This is a genomic window from Ensifer sp. Root278, assembly GCF_001429285.1.
Classification (GTDB): domain Bacteria; phylum Pseudomonadota; class Alphaproteobacteria; order Rhizobiales; family Rhizobiaceae; genus Ensifer.
The window spans coordinates 117501-138495 of the sequence record NZ_LMJJ01000023.1 but is presented as its reverse complement, the minus strand read 5'-3'; the positions used below and the strand labels follow the sequence as shown (position 1 = coordinate 138495).

The window sequence follows — 20995 nt, the reverse complement described above, 5'->3', positions numbered from 1 at the left end:
TCATAGGAGGGCGCGCCATGCTGAGCGTCGAAAACGTCAATCTTCACTACGGTGCCGCGCAGGCGCTGCGCAACGTGTCGATCACCGCCGAGATGGGCAGGATCACTTGCGTGCTCGGCCGCAACGGCGTCGGCAAGTCGAGCCTGCTCCGGGCCGTTACCGGTCAGCATCCGGTTAGCGCCGGCGCGATCGGCTTCAACGGCGTAGCACTCGCGGGTATGGCGCCCTACCGCCGTGCCAAGGAAGGCATCGGCTACGTGCCGCAGGGCCGTGAGATTTTTCCGCTGCTGACGGTCAAGGAGAATCTCGAAACCGGCTACGCCCCGTTGAAGCGGGGCGATCGCTCGATACCGGAGGACGTCTTCAATCTCTTTCCGGTTCTTCGTTCGATGCTCGGGCGTCGCGGAGGCGACCTCTCCGGCGGGCAGCAGCAGCAACTGGCGATCGGCCGGGCACTGGTGACACGGCCGAAGATCCTGGTGCTCGACGAGCCTACCGAGGGCATTCAGCCTTCGATCATCAAGGATATCGGCCGGGCGATCCGCTACCTCCGGGATTCGACCGGAATGGCGATCCTGCTGGTCGAGCAATATCTGGATTTCTGCCGGGAACTCGCCGATCACGTCTACATCATGGACCGCGGCGCCGTGGTGCACGAGGGGCCGCCAGAGACGTTGGATACGGCCGAGGCCCGACGACATCTTACGGTTTGATCACCCGCTACCGGCATCTCTGGTGTCAGGTGTCCTGCAAGGGGCGCCATCGTTCGCGTGCGCAGGTGCTGGCGCCGCGGACCGAACCTCAATCCACCGAAGGCTCATTTATGAGAAATCGCGGTCTCTGCCATGAAAGCGCCAAGAAAGCGCACTAAATCTATGCAGTAACTCACGTAATTTCTTGAGAATGGTACGGTTTGGGTGTAGGACATCCTAAGCGAAAGAGTGCGGCCGTCACAACCCGTTGCCTCCGGCAAATGCCTGAGGAGCGGAATTGTGGCGGCCTTCTTGTTCACGAAAGCGAAGTGACATGTTGACCAAAAAAGGAAAATACGGGCTCAAGGCCCTTGTCGACCTGGCTCAACTGGAGCCAGGAGAGACCGCCTTCATCACCGAGATCGCCACGCGGAACAATATTCCGAAGAAGTTCCTGGATGCGATCCTTCTCGAACTGCGCAATGCCGGCATCCTGCGCTCGAAGAAGGGTCCGGGCGGCGGCTATTCTCTGTCTCGACCAGCCTCCGACATCCGCATCGGCCAGGTCATCCGGACGCTGGATGGCCCCTTGGCGCCGATCCGCTGTGCCAGCCGCACCGCCTTCGAGGCCTGCGACGACTGCGCAGATCCGGTCAACTGTCATGTGCGCAAGTCGATGAGCAATGTTCGCGACGCGATCGCCTCGATCCTCGACAACATGACGCTGGAGCAGTTCGCCGCCAATGACAACGCCTCCGAGATCGTAGCGTTGCGCGATGCCGAGGCGGGCTGAGGCGGCGCGGAAGCGGGTAGGACATTTCCAACGGCCGCGCCGCCGTGGAACTGGATTGCTGTCTTTATCTATATAATATGTGCATTATTTCGCCTCAACCATGGAGAGGCGGATGAGCAACGTACATTTCCTCAAAGAGCTGGTGGCGGCCGACAACAGCGAACATGATCAAAAACGGCGGGAGCTGTTTGCCCGCGCCGAGACGCTGTCTAGGGATCTTGCCCGGCGTGGCGCCGAACTCGACCGCGTCGGAGCGCCGCCGCGGGAAGAGGTCGAGGCGCTCCGTCAGGCCGGTCTGCTGACGGCACTGCATTCGCCCGAGATTGGCGGAGCGGGGCTGAGCTGGGTCGACGGGCTGCGGCTGGTACGCATCATCGCGCGCGGCGAAAGCTCGATCGGCCAATTGCTTGGCTATCACTACGTCAACAGCCAATATGTATACTGGGCCGCTGCCGATCCGAAGCAGGCCTGGGTGCTTGGGGCGGAGACCGTCGAGCGGCAGCTCTATTGGGGTGCCGCGGTCAACCCGCGCGATCCGGGCCTGACATTGGAACGACGTGGTGGCCACTATGTGCTGAACGGCCGCAAGACATTTTCGACCGGCGCGCATGTCTCCGACCGCATCAACGTCAACGCTGCGATCGGCGGCAAGATCGCCAACTTCGTCGTGCCGACCGATCGGCCGGGTTACATCACCAACGACGACTGGGACAATATCGGCCAGCGCCTGTCGGACAGTGGCAGCGTCGAGTTCCGCGATTTCCCCGTCTACGAGCGTGATTTCATCCTGCCGCTTGCTGATCCCTCCGATCCGCCAGTGGTGCAGGCGACGTTCAACACGCCGTTGATCCAGCTCGTCTTCGTCAATTTCTACCTCGGCACGGCCGAAGGTGCGTTTGCCGCGGCCCTCGACTACGTCCGCAGCACGACGCGTCCCTGGGTGACATCGGGTGTCGAGCGCGCCGGCGATGATCCCTATATCCTCGAACGGATCGGCGAGTTGCAGGCAAGCCTGAAGGCGTCGGTCGCTTTGGCCGATACGGCGGCGGCAACCGTCGAGGCGGCACTGTCGCAGGGGAGGTCGGTGACGGCTGAGGCGCGCGGCGAGGCGGCGATCCAGGCCTATGCGGCCAAGGTGCACTCGACCCATGTCTCGCTCGACGTGACGACGAAGGTCTTCGAACTGATGGGCGCACGCGCCACGGCCGGGCATTATCGCTTCGACCGCTACTGGCGCAATGTCCGCACTCACACGCTGCACGATCCGGTCGCCTACAAGGCGCGCGAGGTTGGCGATTTCGCATTGAACGGTCGGATCCCGCCGGTAAGCCTTTACAGCTGAGCGCCGCCCCGCAGGCGCGATTACCTCGGCCTGAACTAAAAACGCCGCCTGGACCAGGTCCCGGCGGCGTTTCTTGGATGGCCCCGCCTTAAGCGGAGGCTGCGATTGCTTGTCGCTGTCCGCCGAGATCCCGATAGCCGGCGCCCGGATGCGGCGCTGCAAGCCTTGGCCCGGCGCCGAACAGCTTTTCCCTGAGCGTGCCCTGGCGATAGCCGGTCTTGTAGACGCTGCGTTTCTGCAGTTCCGGTACCAGCAGGTCGACGGCGTCCTCGAAGGTCTCGGGCGTGACCGCATAGGCGAGGTTGAAGCCGTCGACATCGGTGTCCTCGACCCATTCCTGCATGAGGTCGGCGACCGTCGAGGGCGAGCCGACGAAGACCGGTCCGAAGCCGCCGATGCCGACCCAGTCGGCCATCTCGCGTACCGTCCACACGCGATCCGGATCGATGGTCGTGAAGGTCTCGACGGCCGATTGCACAGCATTGGTGTAGCGGTGGCGCAGCGGTTCGTCCGGCGCGAACTGGCCGAAATCTATGCCCGTCCAGCCGGAGATCAGCGCCAGAGCGCCCTCATAGGAGACGTGCTTGCGGTACTCGTCGAACTTCTTCTTCGCCTCGGCATCGGTTTCGCCGAGGATCACCGTCTGCAGATTGAAGGCAAGGATTTCGCGCGGGTTGCGGCCGGCGCGCTCTGCCGCCTCCCGGACATTGGCGACATAGCGTTTCAATACGGTCTTTGAGGGCGCGGCGACGAAGATGCATTCGGCGTGCTGGCCGGCAAAGTCCTTGCCTCTGCTCGAAGAGCCAGCCTGGTAGAGCACTGGCGTGCGCTGCGGCGAAGGCTCGCTCAAGTGGATGCCCGGAACGGTGAAATGGCGGCCGCGGTGGTCGATCGGGTGCACCTTGTCGGGGTGGGTGAAGATGCCGGTTGGCCGGTCGCGGACGACTGCACCGTCTTCCCAGCTGCCTTCCCAGAGCTTGTAGCAGACCTCGAGATATTCCTCAGCGAGATCATAGCGGTCGTCATGGCGCGTCTGCTGCGCCTGGCCGACATTGAGGGCGCCACTGTTCAGATAGGAGGTGACGATGTTCCAGCCGATCCGCCCCTTGGTCAGATGGTCGAGCGTCGAGATGCGGCGGGCGAAGGTATAGGGGTGTTCGAAGGAAAGCGACGCCGTCAGGCCGAAGCCCAAATGTTCGGTTTCGTGGGCCATGGTCGGCACCAGCTGTAGGGGGTCGTTGACCGGAACCTGGGCCGAATGGCGAAGAGCCGCGTCTGCATTGCCGTTCAGCACGTCGTAAACGCCGAGCACATCGGCGATGAAAAGGCCGTCGAACTTGCCGCGCTCGAGCGTTTTTGCCAGATGCACCCAATAGTCGAGGTCCTTGTAGCGCCAGGACTGGTCGCGCGGATGGGTCCAGAGCCCCGGCGACTGATGGCCGACGCAATTCATGTCAAAGGCATTCAGCCGGATTTCGCGACTCATGGAGTTCTCCTTCGAGCAAGGTTTATGCGTTGCCCGAAGCGTTGGTCACGCCTCGAGCCGCTTGTGCGCGGTCAATGGGATCAAAGTGCGCCGTTCTTCGGCGGCTTGACGCCGTTCAGGTGGTAGTTGCCGACGACGTGATGCTTCCAGCGCACCGGGTCGTGCAGCGTGTGGGTGCGGGCGTTGCGCCAATGCCGGTCGAGGTTGAGGCCGATCTTCGTCGAGGCGGTTCCGGCGAGTTCGAAGAGCGTGTTGCTCGCTTCCAAGGCGATCTCGGTCGTCAGGACCTTCGCCGCAGCAACGGCCAGCGTTGCCTCGACGACGCTCTCCTCGGTGCCGTTGATCTGGGCGACATCGACCTTTTTGCCGGCGCGTTCGACGGTTGCGGTTGCCGCCTCCAGCCGGATGGCGAGCTGGCCGATGCGGGCGATGGTCAGGGGATCATCGGCAGCGCGCTCGACGCCGCTGTCCATCCAGGGCCGCGCATGATCACGTACGAAATTGAGGGTTTCGGCAAAGGCCGCCCGGGCGATGCCGAGGTCGATGCCGGCATGAATGATCTGGCCGACGGAGCCAATCGTCGTCGGGCGCTCGAAGCCGCGGTGATGACGCACCACCGCATCGGCGGTGACGTAGACATTTTGCAGCACAGTCGTGCCGCTGCCGGTCGTGCGCTGGCCGAAGCCGTCCCAGTCGTCGATGACCTGCAATCCTTCGGCGCCGCGCGGCAAAAACGACATGGTCAGCTTGTCGTTTGGATCCAGAGCGAAGACCACGATCCATTCGGCAAACAGCACGCCGGTCGAATAGTACTTGCGCCCGTTCAGCCGGAAACCGGGACCATCGGGCGCCAACCGCGTCGCGTAGTCGCCGACAGTCTTCGTGCCGCGCTCGGAAAGGGCGTTGCCGAAACGGTCGCCGGCAAGCGCACGGCCGAAGAAGAACGCCTTCTGCTCCTCGGTGCCGTCAGTGCGCAGCGCTTCCAGAATGTAGAAGTGGTTCTGCGGGATCTGGCCGATCGAGCTGTCTGCTTCCGAGAGGATGGCGGTGATCTCTGCCAGAACCGCATTGGAGACGTCGATGCCGTCATATTCCGGCGGCACTGTGATCGCGAGCAGGCCGGATTGGGCCAGCGCATCGAGCTCGTCGAAGGGCAGGATGCGGTCCGTATCCCGCTCATTGGCGCTCTTCGCAAATTCCGCCGCCAATTCGCGGGCGATCGACAGCGCTTCCTCCTCGCTCTCGATCCGGTGCGCCGGGGCTCGTGTTTTCTCGGAAAGCCGCGAGATCGTTCCCATGTGACTGCTCCCTGTCGATTGAGGTGCATATCAGTGAATTATCTGGCAGAGCCGGGTAAGATAGTATATTCTATAGAAATTATCGATTTGAGATTTTCGTTTCTGCCGCGGTGGCGGCCCGGTGTTTACCTTTGGGGCGGGATCGTTAATATCGAGTCGGGGGGAGGCCGCGGGGGAAACCTTGGCCGCGGCGCGCGACGTGTATGCGTGCCGATTTCCCGCCAAAATTGACTGCGGCTCAGGGAACTATCACCCGATTTGCGCATTGCGTCATCGCCTGCAGTTTAACCAGTCGCGTGGCCACAGAGTATCGGCCACCCGGCACGAACACAAACACATGCTGACAGAATTGGCCATTCGCGTTTCCCGGCCTTAACCACTGAAGGAGACACAAATGACGAATTTCCTGCCTGCTCTACATGAAGGGCACGCCTCCATCACGCTGCAGAACCTGTTTCGCGATGCTCTGGAGGCCTATGACGACTGGGGCGCAAACATGCCCGAGCCGTTCGTTGCGTTCGAAGGTAAGCTGCTTCCGATCAGCGAAGTCTTCGACTGGATGAAACCTTGTACCGACATCATGCCGGCGAACCTCCTCGGCATCGTCACGGACCGGCTGAACAAGCCTTGGAGCGGTGAAGGTCCGCTCGACGCTATGACCGTCTCGACGGCGGCACGCGTGATGGCTGTTCTCACGCGACGGCAGTTGCGCAGCTTCGGTCGTGGCTCGATCGAGGTCTTTGCCGAGCGCTTCAACCATCCGGTGCAGGCCAACGCCTGATCGGTGAATCCCTGAGGAGCGCGTTCGCGCGCTCCTCACCAATGGCGAGCCGCTCGGTGATCGATTTGGCTACGCTCGGTGTCGCACCCCTTTCTTGCCGGATCGCCTTCCCGTAAACACGGGAGCTAGCGGATGTTCGAACGAACCGGGGGCGGCGTGAATTTTCGACAATTGGAAGTGCTGCGCACGCTTCTTGCGACCGGATCGACGATTGCTGCCGCCAAGACCATGGGCCTCAGCCAGTCCGGTGTCAGCCGGTTGTTGCAGCAGCTCGAGGAAGACCTGTCGCTGACGCTCTTTGCTCGCGACAAGGGCCGGCTGATCCCGACGCCGGAGGCGATGAAACTCGCCGAGGATGCCGAGCACATTCTGTTGGGCATCGACCGCTTCACCAATCTGGCGCAGGATCTGCGCAGCGGCGCCGTCGGCCCCGAGGTCGTGCGCATCGGTCTGCCGAACAGCATGTCCGAGACTTTCGCGCCGGCGATGCTCGCCGACTATGCCAAGGATTTTCCGGGCGTGCGCATCGAGACTTTCTTCGATACGACCGTCGCGATCGCGCGGCTGGTGGAGCAGCGCATCATCGACTTCGGCTTTCTGCGCTATGAGGGGCAACTCAGCGCCGGCATCGAAATGCAGCCGGTCGCCACCGGCGTCAGCGTCTGCGTGATGGAAAAGGGGCATCCGCTCTCTGCGCTCGATACCATCACGCCCAAGGAATTGCGCGGGGTGCCTCTGATCCTCATCGGCCGGCGCCGGCCGACGCGCGTCATGCTCGACGAGATCTTCCGCAAGGCCGGCGTGCCGCAGAAGGTCAAGATCGAGACCCACAGCAACAGCTCTGCCTGCGCCTATGCTGCCTACGGCCTCGGGGTCGCGATCATCAGCAGCTTCTTTGCCAGTTTGCATCGGCATCTGCCGATCGAGATCCGCCGATTCTCGCCGCATCTCACCCAGGATTTCGGAGTCGCAACGGCGGCCGGCGTTCCGCTGTCGCTTGCTGCCCAGGCCATGATCGATTGCCTGAAGCGTCAGGTCGCCGCCGTCCACGACCTGTAGACTGTGGGTCGCCTCGGCCCAGGGCAGCTACTGCATGTCTCCTTAAATCGGCTTCGATTTAAGGACAAAGACATGCAGAAAATCAAAGTGCTACAGCGACTTTTGCGCGTCTGATAAGACGCGCGGCGCTGTAGTAATGCCTTGTTTTATATTCAGTATCCTGTTCGTCGGAGCGATCCATCGATGCTCGCCCGGCGTGTCATGTCCTTGTCATAGAGGTATGACGATTACTCATAATATTGCGCGATTTTTTCCAATCGATCATAGTTCCATCAACAAGAGCCGACGGGCGGGAGAATCGCGGTAACGCGTGCGGCCTGCCTCAGTACGGGGAACCCATGATCAAGTTCATTCTCAATCGCCTCGTGATGGCGATACCGACGATCGTTATCGTCTCGGTGGCCGTCTTCACGCTCATCCGCCTCATTCCCGGCGATCCGGCAGCGCTGATGCTCGGCGACATGGCCGAGCCGCAGCAGATTGCCGCGATGCGCACGGAGCTCGGTCTTGACCGCAGCATCCCCGAGCAATTCGTCATCTGGGCCGGCAATATCCTCTCCGGCGATTTCGGCACGTCGATCGTCACCGGCGAGCCGGTGCTGCATCTGGTCCTCAGCCGCTTCATGGTGAGCGCCGAGATCGTCGTGATCGCCGTGTTTCTCGCAAGCCTCATTGCGGTACCGGCTGGCGTCATCGCCGCCTGGCGGCAGAACAGCCTGACGGACCTTGCGCTGGTCGGTACGGCGACGGTGCTTCTGTCGATCCCGACCTTCTGGCTTGGTCTGCTTCTGCTGCTCGCCTTCGGCCTCAAGCTCGGCTGGCTGCCGGTGCTCGGTTATGTGCCGATCACCGAGAACTGGAAGGCCGGGCTTCTCTATCTGGTCCTCCCGGTCATGACCCTTGTCATCCACGAGATGGGCGTGATCATCCGCATGGCGCGCGCCTCCACACTCGAAGTGCTGAGACTCGATTACATCACCCACGCCCGCGCCAAGGGGCTGTCGGAAAGTGCGGTTCTCTGGCGCCACGCTTTCAAGAATGCCTTCGGTCCCACCTGGACGATGATCGGCCTGATCCTCGGCAACCTGCTCGGCGGCATTGCCGTCATCGAGACGGTTTTTACCATCCCCGGCCTCGGCCGATTGATGGTCGATGCCATCTTCCAGCGCGATTACCCGGTGATCCAGGGCTGCCTTTTGCTCGTCGCCTTCTCCTATGTCGTCGTCAACCTCGTGGTCGACCTTCTCTATCCTCTCTTCGATCCGCGGGTGGTGGCAGAATGAGAAAGTTCACCTTCAATGGCGTCATCGGCGGCGGCCTCATCGGATTGCTCGTGCTCATCGCGCTCATCGGTCTCATCTGGACGCCCTATGATCCGATGGCGCTCGGCTTCACCGCGCGCCTCGCCGCTCCCGGTGCCGCGCACTGGCTCGGCACCGACGAGTTCGGCCGCGATGTCGCAAGCCGTCTGATGGTCGGCGCCCGCGCCAGCGTCTGGATCGGCTGCCTCACCGTCACCTTCGCCGTCGTCTGCGGTACCTTCATCGGCATCGTCAGCGGCTATGCCCGCGGCTGGGTCGATGGCGTCATCATGGCGATCAACAACGCGCTGCTGGCCTTCCCCGGCATCCTGCTCGCCCTCGGCCTGCTCGCCGTCTTCGGCGCCAACCAGTACGGTATCATCTTCGCACTCGGCATCGCCTATACTCCGTCGATGGCCCGCGTGGTGCGCGGCGCAGTCCTTTCACTGCGTGAGCGCGAGTTCATCGAGGCGTCGCGGGTCATGGGCAATGGCGAGATCTATACGATGCTGCGCCATATCCTGCCGAACTGCGTGGCGCCGATCACGGTCCTTGCAACCTCGATGTTCGGCTGGGCGATCCTGTCGGAAAGCGCACTTTCCTTCCTTGGCCTCGGCGTGCCGCCACCGGCGCCCACCTGGGGCAACATGCTCGCCGCCGGCCGTCCCTTCATCGAACAGGCCGTCTGGCTCGGCTTCTTCCCCGGTCTTTGCATCGCGCTCACTTTGCTCGGCATCAACCTCTTGGGCGATGCGCTGCGCGACAAGCTCGACCCCCGCATGCGAGGCCTGAAATGACCGGCAAAACTCTTCTCAGCGTTCAGGGCCTTTCGCTCGCCGTTACCCATTCCGGCAACCAGGTGGTCAGGAATGTCAGCTTCGACGTCGCGCCCGGAGAGATCGTCGGCATCGTCGGCGAAAGCGGCTCCGGCAAGACGCTCGCGACCCGGGCGATCATCGGCCTGATCCCGCCGGCCGTGCGCCATGCCGGCGGCACCATCCTCTACCGGGGCAAGGATGTGCTCGGCATGAAGGACCGCGACCTGCGCGCGCTTCGCGGCGGCGAGGTCGGCGTCGTCTTCCAGGAGCCGATGACCTCGCTCAACCCGTCGATGACCATCGGCCGGCAGCTCGAAGAGGGCCTGATACTGCACACCAAGATGTCGGGCGAGGAGCGTCGCACGGCGATCCTCTCGATGCTCCAGCGCGTTGGCATCCGCGAACCGGAGCGGGCGCTGTCTGCCTATCCGCACGAGTTCTCAGGCGGCATGCGCCAGCGCATCATGCTCGCTTCTGTCATGCTGCTGAAACCGGCCTTGTTGATCGCCGACGAACCGACGACGGCGCTCGATGCCGTCGTCCAGCGCGACGTTATGGAACTGATGGTCGAGTTGACCCAGGCCGAGGGCACGGCGGTGCTGTTGATCAGCCACGATTTGCCGATGGTGGCGCGATACACCAACCGCTTCGTCGTGATGGAAAAGGGCGTCGTCGTCGAACAGGGCCTGACCGAAGAAATCCTGCAGGCGCCGCAACACCCCTATACCCGCAAGCTTTTGTCGTCGCTGCCGTATCGCGGCGCGGCGCGCGAGCTCGACATGACCCGCACGCCGATGGTTTCGGCCCGCAACATCGTGGTCGATTATCCCGGCCGCAAGGGGCTGTTCCGAAAGCACGAACCGAAACGGGCGCTGCACGGCGTCAGCGTCGACATCCATGTCGGCGAGGTGGTGGCGCTGGTCGGCGGCTCCGGCTCCGGCAAGACGACGCTTGGGCGAACGATCGCCGGCCTCGTCGAGCAGAGCCAGGGCGAGATACTCTTCCAGGGCCGCGAGCGCAGCGCCGACTGGCGCGATTATCGGCTGAACTGCCAGATGGTGTTTCAGGATCCCTATTCCTCGCTCGATCCGCGCATGACCATCCAGGCGCTGGTCGAAGAAGCATTGCGGCTGGTGCCGGATCTCGACGGTCCCGCGAAACGCCGCCGTGCTCTTGAAACGCTGGAAGAGGTCGGGCTTAGCGCCGATTTCGCCAACCGCTATCCGCACGAGCTTTCCGGCGGCCAGCGCCAGCGGGTGGCGATCGCCCGTGCCATCGCCCGGCGGCCGAAGTTCCTGATCGCCGACGAGCCGGTCTCGGCCCTCGACGTCACGGTCCGGGCGCAGGTGCTGGAGCTCTTTTCCAGCCTGCAGAAGCGCTACGGTTTCTCGTGCCTGTTCATCAGCCACGACCTCGGCGTCGTCGAGCAGGTCGCCGACCGCGTCGTCGTCATGCAGGACGGCCGCATCGTCGAAGAAGGCGACCGTGACCGGATCTTCGACGCGCCGCAGGAGACTTACACCCGCAAGCTCCTATCCGCGATCCCGGCGCTCGATCTCAACCAGACCGGTGGCGTCACCCTCAAATGGCGGCTGGAGGCCTGAGATGAGCAACGAATTCAAGACCGGCGCGATCACGGCCGAACTCAACGCCATCGCCGATGCCCAGCCCTTTGTTACGCGCTTCCTCGTGCGCAATCTGCAAACCGGCGAAACGATCGGTCGTGGTGAGCGTGATGAAACGCCGTCCGCCAGCACCCGCAAGACCTCGATCATGATGGCGGCGCTGAAGGCGGTATCGGAGGGGCGCCTGGATCTTGATGAGCGCATCACCTTCGAAGCACGCCTCGCCCAAGAAGTGGCGAGCGGCATGTTCCGCTACCTGACGCCGGGCATCGTCATTTCGCTGCGCGACGCAATCGTCGGCATGATGGTGCTGAGCGACAATGTCTGCACGAAGATGGTGTTCGAACGGCTGACGCTCGAAGAGGTCGATCGCTATTGCAAGGCGCTCGGCATGGTGGGCACGCACCACCGTTTCCTCATTCCGCCGCTGGCGCTGAAGCCCGATCATTCGCTTGCCGACGTTACAACCACGACGGCGGCCGACCAGGTGATGTTGTTTGAACTGATCCTGGCGGCTGAGCACGATGCCGTAGCAGCAGCCAAGCTCGGTATCTCCCTCGAGCTCGCCAGTTTTGCCGTGCAGACGCTCAAGAACCAGGTGCTGCGCTACGGCATCCGTTCGCGGCTTCCCTTCCAGGTGGTGGCCGCCTGCAAGGGCGGTCGGGGAAAACGCGGCCGAATGGATGCCGGCGTCGTCTATCGCGATGGCAAGCCGCTCTACGCCATCGCTGCCTTTACCGACGGCGTGCCGATGCTGATGCCGGACGGAACGCCCGGCTACACCATCGCGCTCGAAACGATCGGCAAGCTGTCGCAGGCCTGCTGGCGCGCCTTTTGAACCGACAACCAACAACAAGAGAGAGGAACCCATGAAAACCATACTTCTTGCCGGCACCATGCTGATGAGCGCGATCGCGCTCGGCCACGCGCGCGACCTGACGGTGGCGCAAAGCTCCGACATCCGCAGCAACGAGCCCGGCGTCAACCGTGACGGCAATACCGACTCGGTGATCTTCCACATCGTCGAAGGTCTCGTCGGCTATGCCGAGAACGGCGAAGTGAAGCCGCTGCTCGCCAAGAGCGTCGAGGTTTCCGCCGATGGTCTGACTTATACGTTCAAGCTGCGCGACGACGTGAAGTTCCACAACGGCAAGGCGCTAACCGCGGAAGATGTGGTCTGGAACTGGACCCGCTACATGAAGCCGGAGACCAAGTGGACCTGTGCCGGCGATTTCGACGGCGGCAAGTCGATCAAGGTGACGAACGTTGCCGCAGCCGATGCTTCCACCGTCACCATGAGCATCGAGAAACCGTCCGCGGTCTTCCTCGGCCTGATGGCGCGCCCGGAATGCGGCTACACCGGCATTGTCTCCAAGGATTCCGTCGGCGCTGACGGCGCCTTCGTCGCGCCTATCGGCACCGGTCCGTTCAAATGGGCCGAGTGGAAGAAGGGCGAATATGTCCGGCTCGAGAAGAACGCCGACTATGTCTCGCCCGACAATGACGGCAAGCCCGATGGCATGGTCGGCTCGAAGCGGCCGCTCGTCGACGGCATCAAGTTCATGGTGATCCCGGACGCTTCGACGGTGAAGACCGGTCTGCTTTCGGGCGCGCTGGATACCGCCGAGGTCTCGGCCGATCTCATCGCCGAGTTCAAGGGCAGCGACACGATGCAACTCATCGTCAAGCGCAACAACGGCAAGAACCTGCTCTACTTCCAGACCCGCGACAAGGTGCTGAGTAACGTGGCGGTCCGCCGCGCCATGGCCGAGGCGCTCGACCTCGATCAGCTCGTCGCCGCCGTTTCCAACGGGACCGGTGAGGCCAATTCGTCAATGGTCTCGGCCGACTCGGTCTTCTATTCCGACGTCCAGAAGAAGAAGATTCCGATGGACTTGGAAAAGGCGAAGAAGAACCTCGCCGATGCCGGCTACAAGGGCGAGCAGATCACCATCATCGCCAACAAGCGCGGCAACGTGCCGAGCTTCCCGGCGGCCGTCGTCGCCCAGGCGATGATGCAGCAGGTCGGTCTCAACGTGCAGATCGAGGTGCTTGACTACGCCACCCAGGTCGATCGCCGCCGCTCCGGCAATTACCAGGTGATCTCGCAGTCGGTCTCGCCGCGCCTCGATCCCGCGCTGATGTACGGCTTCTATGTCGGCAACAAGGACAAGAACGCCTCGCTGATGTGGGACAATCCGAAAGCGGTCGAACTGATGAAGGCGGCTTACATCGAGGCCGACCAGGCCAAGCGTCAGGCGATCTTCGACGAGTTCCACCAGTTGATGCTCGACGAGGTCCCCGGCATCTTCATGTACGACATGGTCGACATCTGGGGCGCCACCAAGAAACTGCACGGCCAGCCCGTCTGGCAGTCCAATACCCGTCTATGGGAAGTGACGCTTGATGACTGATCCGGCGCTGGCCTGATCTGACCAAAGAGATGGCGGCCGCTCTGCCGCCATCTTCAATCCACCGATAGCAATACTGATGCGACCGCGCACCGCGCCGTTGCAAAAGGAAGATTCATGCCAAAATCATCCGCACTGACCGCCCTTGTCGAAACCGTCGAGGCGCTGAAGCCCGAATTCGCCGCGATGAGCGACGCGATCTGGGAACATGCGGAACTGAGCTTTCACGAGGAAAGGTCGGCTGCGACCCAGATCGCGATGCTGGAGAAGTACGGATTTCGCGTGTCGCGCGGGCTGGCCGAGATCGATACGGCCTTTGTCGGTGAGGCGGGCGCGGGCGGTCCGGTGATCGCCTTCCTTGGTGAGTTCGATGCGCTGGCGGGCTTGAGCCAGGTGGCCGGCGTCGCCGAAGCACGGGCAGAGGTCGAAGGCGCTACCGGCCACGGTTGCGGCCACAATCTGCTCGGTACCGGCTCGTTGCTCGCTGCCGTCGCGCTTGCCCGCTACCTGAAGGACAACGGGCTGCCGGGCACGGTGCGCTATTATGGTTGCCCCGGCGAGGAGGGCGGTTCCGGCAAGACCTTCATGGCGCGCGCCGGCGTCTTCGCCGATGTCGATACGGCGCTGACCTGGCATCCCGCACCCTTCAACGGCGTTCGCTCGACCAACAATCTCGCCGTGCTCGAAATCTATTACCGCTTCAAGGGTGTGGCGGCGCATGCGTCCAACGGCGCCCATCTCGGCCGCAGTGCGCTCGATGCGCTGGAACTGATGAATGTCGGCGTCAACTTCCTGCGCGAGCACATGCCGCAGGATTGCCGTGTGCACTATGCGATCACCGATGCGGGCGGCAAGGCGGCAAACGTCGTCCAGGCGCGTGCCGAGGCGCTCTATCTGGTGCGGGCGCCGCAGATGCCGGAAGCACTGGCGCTGGCTGCGCGGATCGACAAGATCGCCAAGGGCGCGGCGATGATGACCGAGACCGAGGTCGAGATCGTCTTCGATCGGGCGGCGACGAACCTTCTGCCCAACATCGCACTGGAGACGGCAATCCATCAGAACATGGTGGCGCTCGGCCCGATGCCTTTCGACGAGGCCGACATCGCCTTTGCCAAGGACATCCAGAAGACGCTGACGCCGGAGGCGATATCGAGCAGCATCCGGCTCTACCAGATCAAGGGCGACGTCTTCGCCAGCAGCCGTCTCGACGGTTCGACCGGCTTGCATCTCGGCCTTCGCGATTTCGAGGGGCAGTCGCATTTCCGCGCCGGCTCGACCGATGTCGGCGATGTGAGCTGGATCACCCCGACCGCGCAATGCTGGGCACCCGCCTGGGCAATCGGCACGGCGCCGCACACCTGGCAGGTGGTGGCGCAGGGCAAGAGCCCGGCCGCGCACAAGGCTTTCGCCCATGCGGCGAAATCATTGGCGGCAACGGGTCTCGATCTGATCCTCGATGCCGATCTGCTGGCGCGCGCAAAGGCGGAGTGGCGCGAAAAAACAGAGGATAAACCCTATCAGTGCCCGATCCCGGATCACATCGGCCCCAAGCTCTGATTGCTGATTTGACGGTTTTATCGAACGCCCGCGCCGCCGTCGCGGGTGTTTTCTTTTGCGAGATTGGCACCCCCAGCGTGTCGCTCGCCATTGCCGCCGATCGCGGTCGAAGTCTTGACGCGAATCAGAAGCTTCGGCATCTCTGTTACGGAGTTTTTCGAATAAGTGCTGATTGGCCGTATTTGGATTAAATCTCTGTTAGTGCATCGCCGCAGCGTTGTGCCGCGATGCATGCAAGGAGTAGGGCGAAATGACGATGACGGCAACCCAGGCAAGGCAGGACGCGGATCACTCCCAGGCTCGCCGTCCGGCCGACGAAGCGATCGCGGCCGATGCGCGCGCGCTTTCCGACCAGTTGAAGGCCATGCGCGAGCGGCTCTTCCCGCCGACGGCGATGAAGACGCTTCGCAGCTTCACCTCGGGCGAGGCGGCCAAGCTGATCGGTGTCTCCGACGGCTATCTGCGCCAGCTTTCGCTTGCCGGCGAGGGCCCACAGCCGGATACGGGGCTCGGCGGTCGCCGGTCCTATTCGCTCTCCGACATCAACGCGCTTCGCCGTCATCTCGCCGAACAGGCGCTGGCCAAGGGCAATGCCGTCAAGGCGCGTAGCTACCTCAAGTGGCGTGACCGGGGAGCAGGCGAGCACCTGCAGGTGATCTCTGTCACCAACTTCAAGGGCGGCTCCGGCAAGACGACCTCGTCGGTGCACATCGCGCAATATCTCGCCATGACAGGCCATCGCGTACTGGCCGTCGACCTCGACCCGCAGGCCTCGCTTTCCGCCCTCTTCGGCTATCAGCCGGAGCTCGACCTCACGGGCAACGACACGCTCTATGGCGCGATCCGCTACGACGCCGAAGCGCGGCCGCTGAAGGACATCATCCGCAAGACCTATTTCGACGGTCTCGATCTTGTGCCCGGCAATCTCGAGCTTCAGGAGTTCGAGCATACGACGCCGCAGGCGCTGAGCGCCCGCCACAATGGCAGCGATGCCGGCCCGCTGTTCTTTGCCCGCGTGCAGACAGCGCTCGCCAGCGTCGCCGATGACTATGATGTCGTCATCATCGATTGCCCGCCGCAGCTCGGTTATCTGACACTCTCGGCCCTTTGCGCTTCGACCTCCGTCATCGTCACGGTGCATCCGCAGATGCTCGACGTCGCCTCGATGAACCAGTTTCTCTACATGACGTCGGATCTCTTAAGCGTCGTGCGCGAGGCCGGTGGCGAGCTGAATTTCGACTTCCTGCGCTATCTCGTCACCCGCTTCGAGCCGAACGACGGGCCGCAGGCACAGATCGTCGGCTTCATGCGCTCGCTGTTTGGCGAGCGGGTGCTGACCTCGGCCATGGTGAAATCGACGGCGGTCTCGGACGCCGGCCTGACGAAGCAGACGCTTTACGAGGTCGGGCGCGAGAATTTTACGCGCGCCACCTACGACCGTGCGGTCGAATCGCTGAACTCGGTCAACGGCGAGATCGAAGCACTCATTCATGCGGCATGGGGGCGCTGATCGAATGGCTGGCAATCGCAAGAACGAACTGCGCGCCCTCTTCTCCGGCAATGTCCAGCCGGCAGGTCCGGCCGCGCCGGCTGATGAAACGCAGCCTGCCACTGCGGCGAGCGCCCAGCCCGCCCAGCCCATGGCCGCCAAGGCACCGCTTGCCGAAGTTCCCCGCGCCGCTTCCGGCGCGATCAAGGCCATGGGCCTTTCTCTCGGCAGCATCACCCGTGAGGCGGAAGAGGCGCGCGCGCTGCGCGAAGCCCTGACGCAGGGCGAGCGTGTCGTCGAGCTCGATCCGGACCTGGTCGATGCCTCCTTCGTCGGCGACCGCCTGACGGATGGCGAAACCGACGACCCGGATTTCCTGGCGCTTGCCGACAGCATCCGCGACAGCGGCCAGCAGTCGCCGATCCTGGTGCGTCCGCATCCGGAGAAGCACGGCCGCTACCAGACGGCCTATGGCCACCGGCGCCTCAACGCCGTGCGTAGCCTCGGCATCAAGGTCAAGGCGATCGTCCGGCCGCTGACCGACGATGAGCTGGTGCTCGCCCAGGGCAAGGAAAACGCTGAAAGGCGCAACCTCTCCTTTATCGAGCGGGCGATGTTTGCCTCCGCGCTTGCCGACCGCGGCTTCGACCGCAAGGTGATCGGCGAGGCGCTCGCCGTGCAGAAGAGCGAGCTGTCGCGTTTGATCCAGGTTGCTGAAGGCGTGCCGCCGGTTATCGCCCGCGCCATCGGCCCGGCGCCGAAGGTCGGCCGTGAGCGCTGGATGGCGTTTGGCGCCCTGCTTGAAGACGAGGCCGCGGTCCAGACCGCGCAGGAGGAGTGCCGCTCACGGCGCTTCCTCGAAGCCGAAAGCGACCACCGGTTCCAGATCCTGTTCACCCGGCTATCGCGCAAGCCGAAGGTGGAAACGGTGAAGCCTGAAACGCTGGTTGACGCCGGCGGACGGGCCTTTGCCAAGCTCAAGCGCGACGGCAAGAACGCCCGCATCGAGTTTGCCGCCGATGTCGATCCCGCCTTCATCGACGAGGTGGCCGAGCTGCTTGCCAAGCATCACGCGGCGTTTGCATCGGGCCGCGAAGGCTGACCGACACCAGCCTCTCTCAAGTTTCCAATCGGGCCTGCGTGACGCCCTCACGCAGGCCCGATTCGTTTTCTCGGTGGTACCGGTAGCAGGTCACCACAGACACCCCTTTCCAGGCGTCGATAGCGCGCCTGTCCAAGAAATATTTTCACGTTGTGGCAAATGGCGACGGAACGCCGCGGTGGCCATTGGCATGCCGGGGGTTGCGCGTGCTTCAGTCCGTGATCGACGAGGTTGGTTACCCCTGGTTTCGGGACGAAACGGGGCGTTGGAAGGGACTTGTTAACCTTCATTTCCTATCGCTTAGAAGGCCCCTCGGCGATGTCTCTAGCTCTTCCAGGACCCATGCGTATTCCCAGGACAAACTTCTCACAGGCTGCTTTGCATGATGCAAACCAGGCGGATTATTTCGATGGTCCGCAGGATGATGCGTTGAGCGGTATGCCCACCCATGAGGCGGCGACCGCCGACCCCTATCAGTTGTACGAGGCGCCCGCAGCGCCCCGCAAGCCGGCCAACCAGCAGACCGAAACCATGAGCCGCGCGACGCGGCTCTATGGGCAGGGCTCTGCCTATGCGCCTGCACAGGTGACGGCGACGACCAGCGAGCCGCTGCCGACCCTCTCAGAGATCGCCGGCCACTACGGTGACTCCACCTGGGAGAGCCATTTCTTCCTGGCACCGAATGTGCGGTTCACCCGCACGCCCGAGCGCGAGTTCATGAAGCGGCGCGCGCCGCAGATGGACGAAAGCGAAGTGGCCTCCGAGGAGGCGCCGGTGCTCGTCGAAACAGACGGGGCAACCGTCGAAGCGACGATGGAGCCTGCGCCGGTTTCCGCCGACGCCGTAGTGCCTGCCGTACCGGTCTTGGCTGACGAGACACCCATGGATGCTGCGGTAGACGACGCGCCGCAGTCTGAAGTGACCCTGCCATCCTACAGCCCGTCCGAACTTTTGCGCATGCTGACCAACCAGCTACCGACCTGGACCGCGGCGCAGAACACGATCGAGCCGCCAATGCTCGATCGCGTCGAGGCTTCGGCTGATGACGGCGTGGCGCTTGTGCCGGTTCTCACGGCGCCGATCGCCGTTTCCGAGCCTGTCGTGGAGGCGCAGTCCGTGACCGCTCCAGAAACGGCTGCCGCCGATCGCGGCGCGGCACAATCGAGTTTCCTCTCCGATTTTGCCTTCTTCGAATTCGGTCCGGCCGAAGACACCGAGGCAGCCGGCGAAGAAATCGCCCACCCGAAGCCTTTTGTCGAGACGCCTGCTCCTTTGCCAATGGTCCCGGTCGTCACGCCCGTTGCCGTCGCGCCGCCGGCACCCGTTCGTCCGGTTGAAATCCGCCGCATGCCGCCGACCGGGATCACCTCGCTGTTCCGCGTCGTCGATGTGCGTGGCGCAAAGCCAGAAGAGATTCCGGCACCGCAATCGCTTGCCGCCGCTGCCGAGGTCGTTGCCGACGTTGCGCCGGTCGCCGTTGCCGCGGAACCCGTGTCCGTCGCCCCAGCTGAAATTGCCGCAGAACGCGTCGAAAGCGAACCGGCACCCGTCGCGTCGAAAGCCGCGATCACCATGCCGGCACAGGTCACCCGCGCGCCGAACACAATGCCGGCGATCGGGGTGGTTGAACGCACATTTGCCGGCGATGCCTACGAGTTTCCGTCCGAGGAGCTCCTGCAGGAGGCGCCCCAAGGTCAGGGCTTCTTCATGACGCAGGAGCAGCTCGAACAGAATGCCGGCCTGCTGGAAAGCGTGCTGGAAGATTTCGGTGTCAAGGGCGAGATCATTCACGTCCGCCCCGGTCCGGTCGTAACCCTCTATGAATTCGAACCGGCGCCGGGCGTGAAATCGTCCCGTGTCATCAACCTCGCAGACGATATCGCCCGCTCCATGTCGGCACTTTCAGCCCGCGTCGCCGTTGTTCCCGGCCGCAACGTCATCGGCATCGAACTGCCGAACGCGACCCGCGAGACCGTCTATTTCCGCGAGCTGATCGAATCCGTCGATTTCCGCAAAACTGGCTACAAGCTGGCGCTTTGCCTCGGCAAGACGATCGGTGGCGAGCCGGTGATTGCTGAACTGGCGAAGATGCCGCATCTGCTCGTCGCCGGCACCACCGGCTCGGGCAAGTCGGTCGCGATCAACACGATGATCCTGTCGCTGCTCTACCGGTTGAAGCCGGAAGAGTGCCGCCTAATCATGGTCGATCCGAAGATGCTCGAACTCTCCGTCTACGACGGCATCCCGCACCTGCTGACGCCCGTCGTCACCGACCCGAAGAAGGCGGTGATGGCGCTGAAATGGGCCGTGCGTGAGATGGAGGACCGGTACCGCAAGATGTCGCGGCTCGGTGTCCGCAACATCGACGGCTACAACCAGCGTGCAGCCGCCGCCCGCGAAAAGGGCGAGCCGGTGATGTGCACCGTCCAGGCCGGCTTTGAGAAGGGCACCGGCGAGCCGCTGTTCGAACAGCAGGAAATGGACCTGGCGCCGATGCCATATATCGTCGTCATCGTCGACGAGATGGCCGACCTGATGATGGTCGCCGGCAAGGAGATCGAAGGTGCGATCCAGCGGCTTGCGCAGATGGCGCGTGCCGCCGGTATCCACCTGATCATGGCGACACAGCGTCCCTCGGTCGACGTCATCACCGGCACGATCAAGGCCAACTTCCCGACCCGCATCTCGTTCCAGGTCACCTCGAAAATCGACAGCCGCACGATCCTCGGTGAACAGGGCGCCGAACAGCTGCTCGGCCAGGGCGACATGTTGCACATGCAGGGCGGCGGGCGCATCGCCCGTGTACACGGTCCCTTCGTCTCCGATCTGGAAGTCGAACACGTGGTCGCGCATCTGAAGACCCAGGGACGCCCGGAATACCTCGAGACCGTCACGGCCGACGAGGAGGAAGAAGAGCCCGAGGAAGAAACGCCGGTTTTCGACAAGAGCGCGCTTGCGTCCGAGGACGGTAACGAACTCTACGACCAGGCGGTCAAGGTGGTCCTGCGCGACAAGAAGTGCTCGACCTCCTACATCCAGCGCCGCCTTGGCGTCGGTTACAACCGCGCCGCTTCGCTGGTCGAACGCATGGAGAAGGAAGGCCTCGTCGGACCGGCGAACCATGTCGGCAAGCGCGAGATCATCTACGGCAACCGCGATCATATGAGCGCACCCGACAACGACGATATGGATTGATTTCGGTCGGTTGGTGTGCCGGCGGACTACTTCGACACTATCGCAT

At 63.2% G+C, this 20995-nt stretch carries 16 protein-coding genes; 14 read left to right on the top strand and 2 right to left on the bottom strand.

Annotated elements, in window-relative coordinates; genetic code table 11:
- The first annotated feature begins 17 nt into the window (after positions 1-17).
- The 3 genes from urtE to ASE60_RS17110 all read left to right on the top strand — a co-directional run bounded on the left by urtE (position 18) and on the right by ASE60_RS17110 (position 2827).
- On the top strand, positions 18-713 hold the full coding sequence (gene urtE, locus ASE60_RS17120; protein WP_057251746.1) for an urea ABC transporter ATP-binding subunit UrtE: 696 nt from the start codon (positions 18-20) through the stop codon (positions 711-713).
- Between the two features lie 313 nt (positions 714-1026).
- Positions 1027-1485 carry an Rrf2 family transcriptional regulator gene (locus ASE60_RS17115; RefSeq protein ID WP_029742909.1) on the top strand — a complete coding sequence of 153 codons (459 nt, stop codon included), beginning with the start codon at positions 1027-1029 and terminating at the stop codon, positions 1483-1485.
- A 112-nt stretch (positions 1486-1597) separates the two neighbouring features.
- On the top strand, positions 1598-2827 hold the full coding sequence (locus ASE60_RS17110) for an acyl-CoA dehydrogenase family protein (RefSeq protein ID WP_082615905.1): 1230 nt from the start codon (positions 1598-1600) through the stop codon (positions 2825-2827).
- Positions 2828-2915: 88 nt separating this feature from the next.
- On the opposite strand, the gene ASE60_RS17105 is transcribed toward ASE60_RS17110, so the two are convergent.
- A complete protein-coding gene (locus ASE60_RS17105) occupies positions 2916-4313 on the bottom strand; it encodes an LLM class flavin-dependent oxidoreductase (RefSeq protein ID WP_057251745.1) in 1398 nt (465 codons plus the stop codon).
- Between the two features lie 80 nt (positions 4314-4393).
- Positions 4394-5611 (bottom strand): SfnB family sulfur acquisition oxidoreductase, encoded by a 1218-nt coding sequence (locus ASE60_RS17100; protein ID WP_057251744.1) that lies wholly within the window; start codon positions 5609-5611, stop codon positions 4394-4396.
- A 394-nt stretch (positions 5612-6005) separates the two neighbouring features.
- Here ASE60_RS17100 and ASE60_RS17095 point away from each other — a divergent pair, with 394 nt between their 5' ends.
- The 11 genes from ASE60_RS17095 to ASE60_RS17045 all read left to right on the top strand — a co-directional run bounded on the left by ASE60_RS17095 (position 6006) and on the right by ASE60_RS17045 (position 20949).
- Positions 6006-6392, top strand: coding sequence for a hypothetical protein (locus tag ASE60_RS17095; protein WP_057251743.1), 387 nt, complete (start codon positions 6006-6008; stop codon positions 6390-6392).
- A gap of 156 nt (positions 6393-6548) precedes the next feature.
- Complete coding sequence (locus ASE60_RS17090; RefSeq protein WP_057252093.1) at positions 6549-7451, top strand: LysR family transcriptional regulator; 903 nt, start codon at positions 6549-6551, stop codon at positions 7449-7451.
- A gap of 338 nt (positions 7452-7789) precedes the next feature.
- Entirely contained in the window at positions 7790-8734 is a 945-nt protein-coding gene (locus ASE60_RS17085) for an ABC transporter permease (RefSeq protein WP_057251742.1), read from the top strand.
- Complete coding sequence (locus tag ASE60_RS17080; RefSeq protein ID WP_057251741.1) at positions 8731-9549, top strand: ABC transporter permease; 819 nt, start codon at positions 8731-8733, stop codon at positions 9547-9549. Before ASE60_RS17085 ends, ASE60_RS17080 begins: the two co-directional genes overlap by 4 nt.
- Positions 9546-11174, top strand: coding sequence for an ABC transporter ATP-binding protein (locus tag ASE60_RS17075; protein WP_057251740.1), 1629 nt, complete (start codon positions 9546-9548; stop codon positions 11172-11174). The genes ASE60_RS17080 and ASE60_RS17075 overlap by 4 nt, the downstream gene beginning before the upstream one ends.
- 1 nt (position 11175) lies before the next feature.
- The gene (locus ASE60_RS17070; RefSeq protein ID WP_057251739.1) at positions 11176-12033 is read left to right on the top strand and encodes a serine hydrolase; all 858 of its coding nucleotides are present in this window, start codon (positions 11176-11178) and stop codon (positions 12031-12033) included.
- 31 nt (positions 12034-12064) lie between these two features.
- Positions 12065-13609 (top strand): ABC transporter substrate-binding protein, encoded by a 1545-nt coding sequence (locus ASE60_RS17065; RefSeq protein WP_057251738.1) that lies wholly within the window; start codon positions 12065-12067, stop codon positions 13607-13609.
- Between the two features lie 114 nt (positions 13610-13723).
- Complete coding sequence (locus tag ASE60_RS17060; protein ID WP_057251737.1) at positions 13724-15163, top strand: M20 family metallopeptidase; 1440 nt, start codon at positions 13724-13726, stop codon at positions 15161-15163.
- Between the two features lie 256 nt (positions 15164-15419).
- Positions 15420-16673 carry a plasmid partitioning protein RepA gene (gene repA, locus ASE60_RS17055; RefSeq protein WP_113133081.1) on the top strand — a complete coding sequence of 418 codons (1254 nt, stop codon included), beginning with the start codon at positions 15420-15422 and terminating at the stop codon, positions 16671-16673.
- A gap of 4 nt (positions 16674-16677) precedes the next feature.
- On the top strand, positions 16678-17754 hold the full coding sequence (repB, locus tag ASE60_RS17050) for a plasmid partitioning protein RepB (protein ID WP_057251735.1): 1077 nt from the start codon (positions 16678-16680) through the stop codon (positions 17752-17754).
- A 342-nt stretch (positions 17755-18096) separates the two neighbouring features.
- Complete coding sequence (locus tag ASE60_RS17045) at positions 18097-20949, top strand: DNA translocase FtsK (RefSeq protein WP_057251734.1); 2853 nt, start codon at positions 18097-18099, stop codon at positions 20947-20949.
- Positions 20950-20995: the final 46 nt, after the last annotated feature.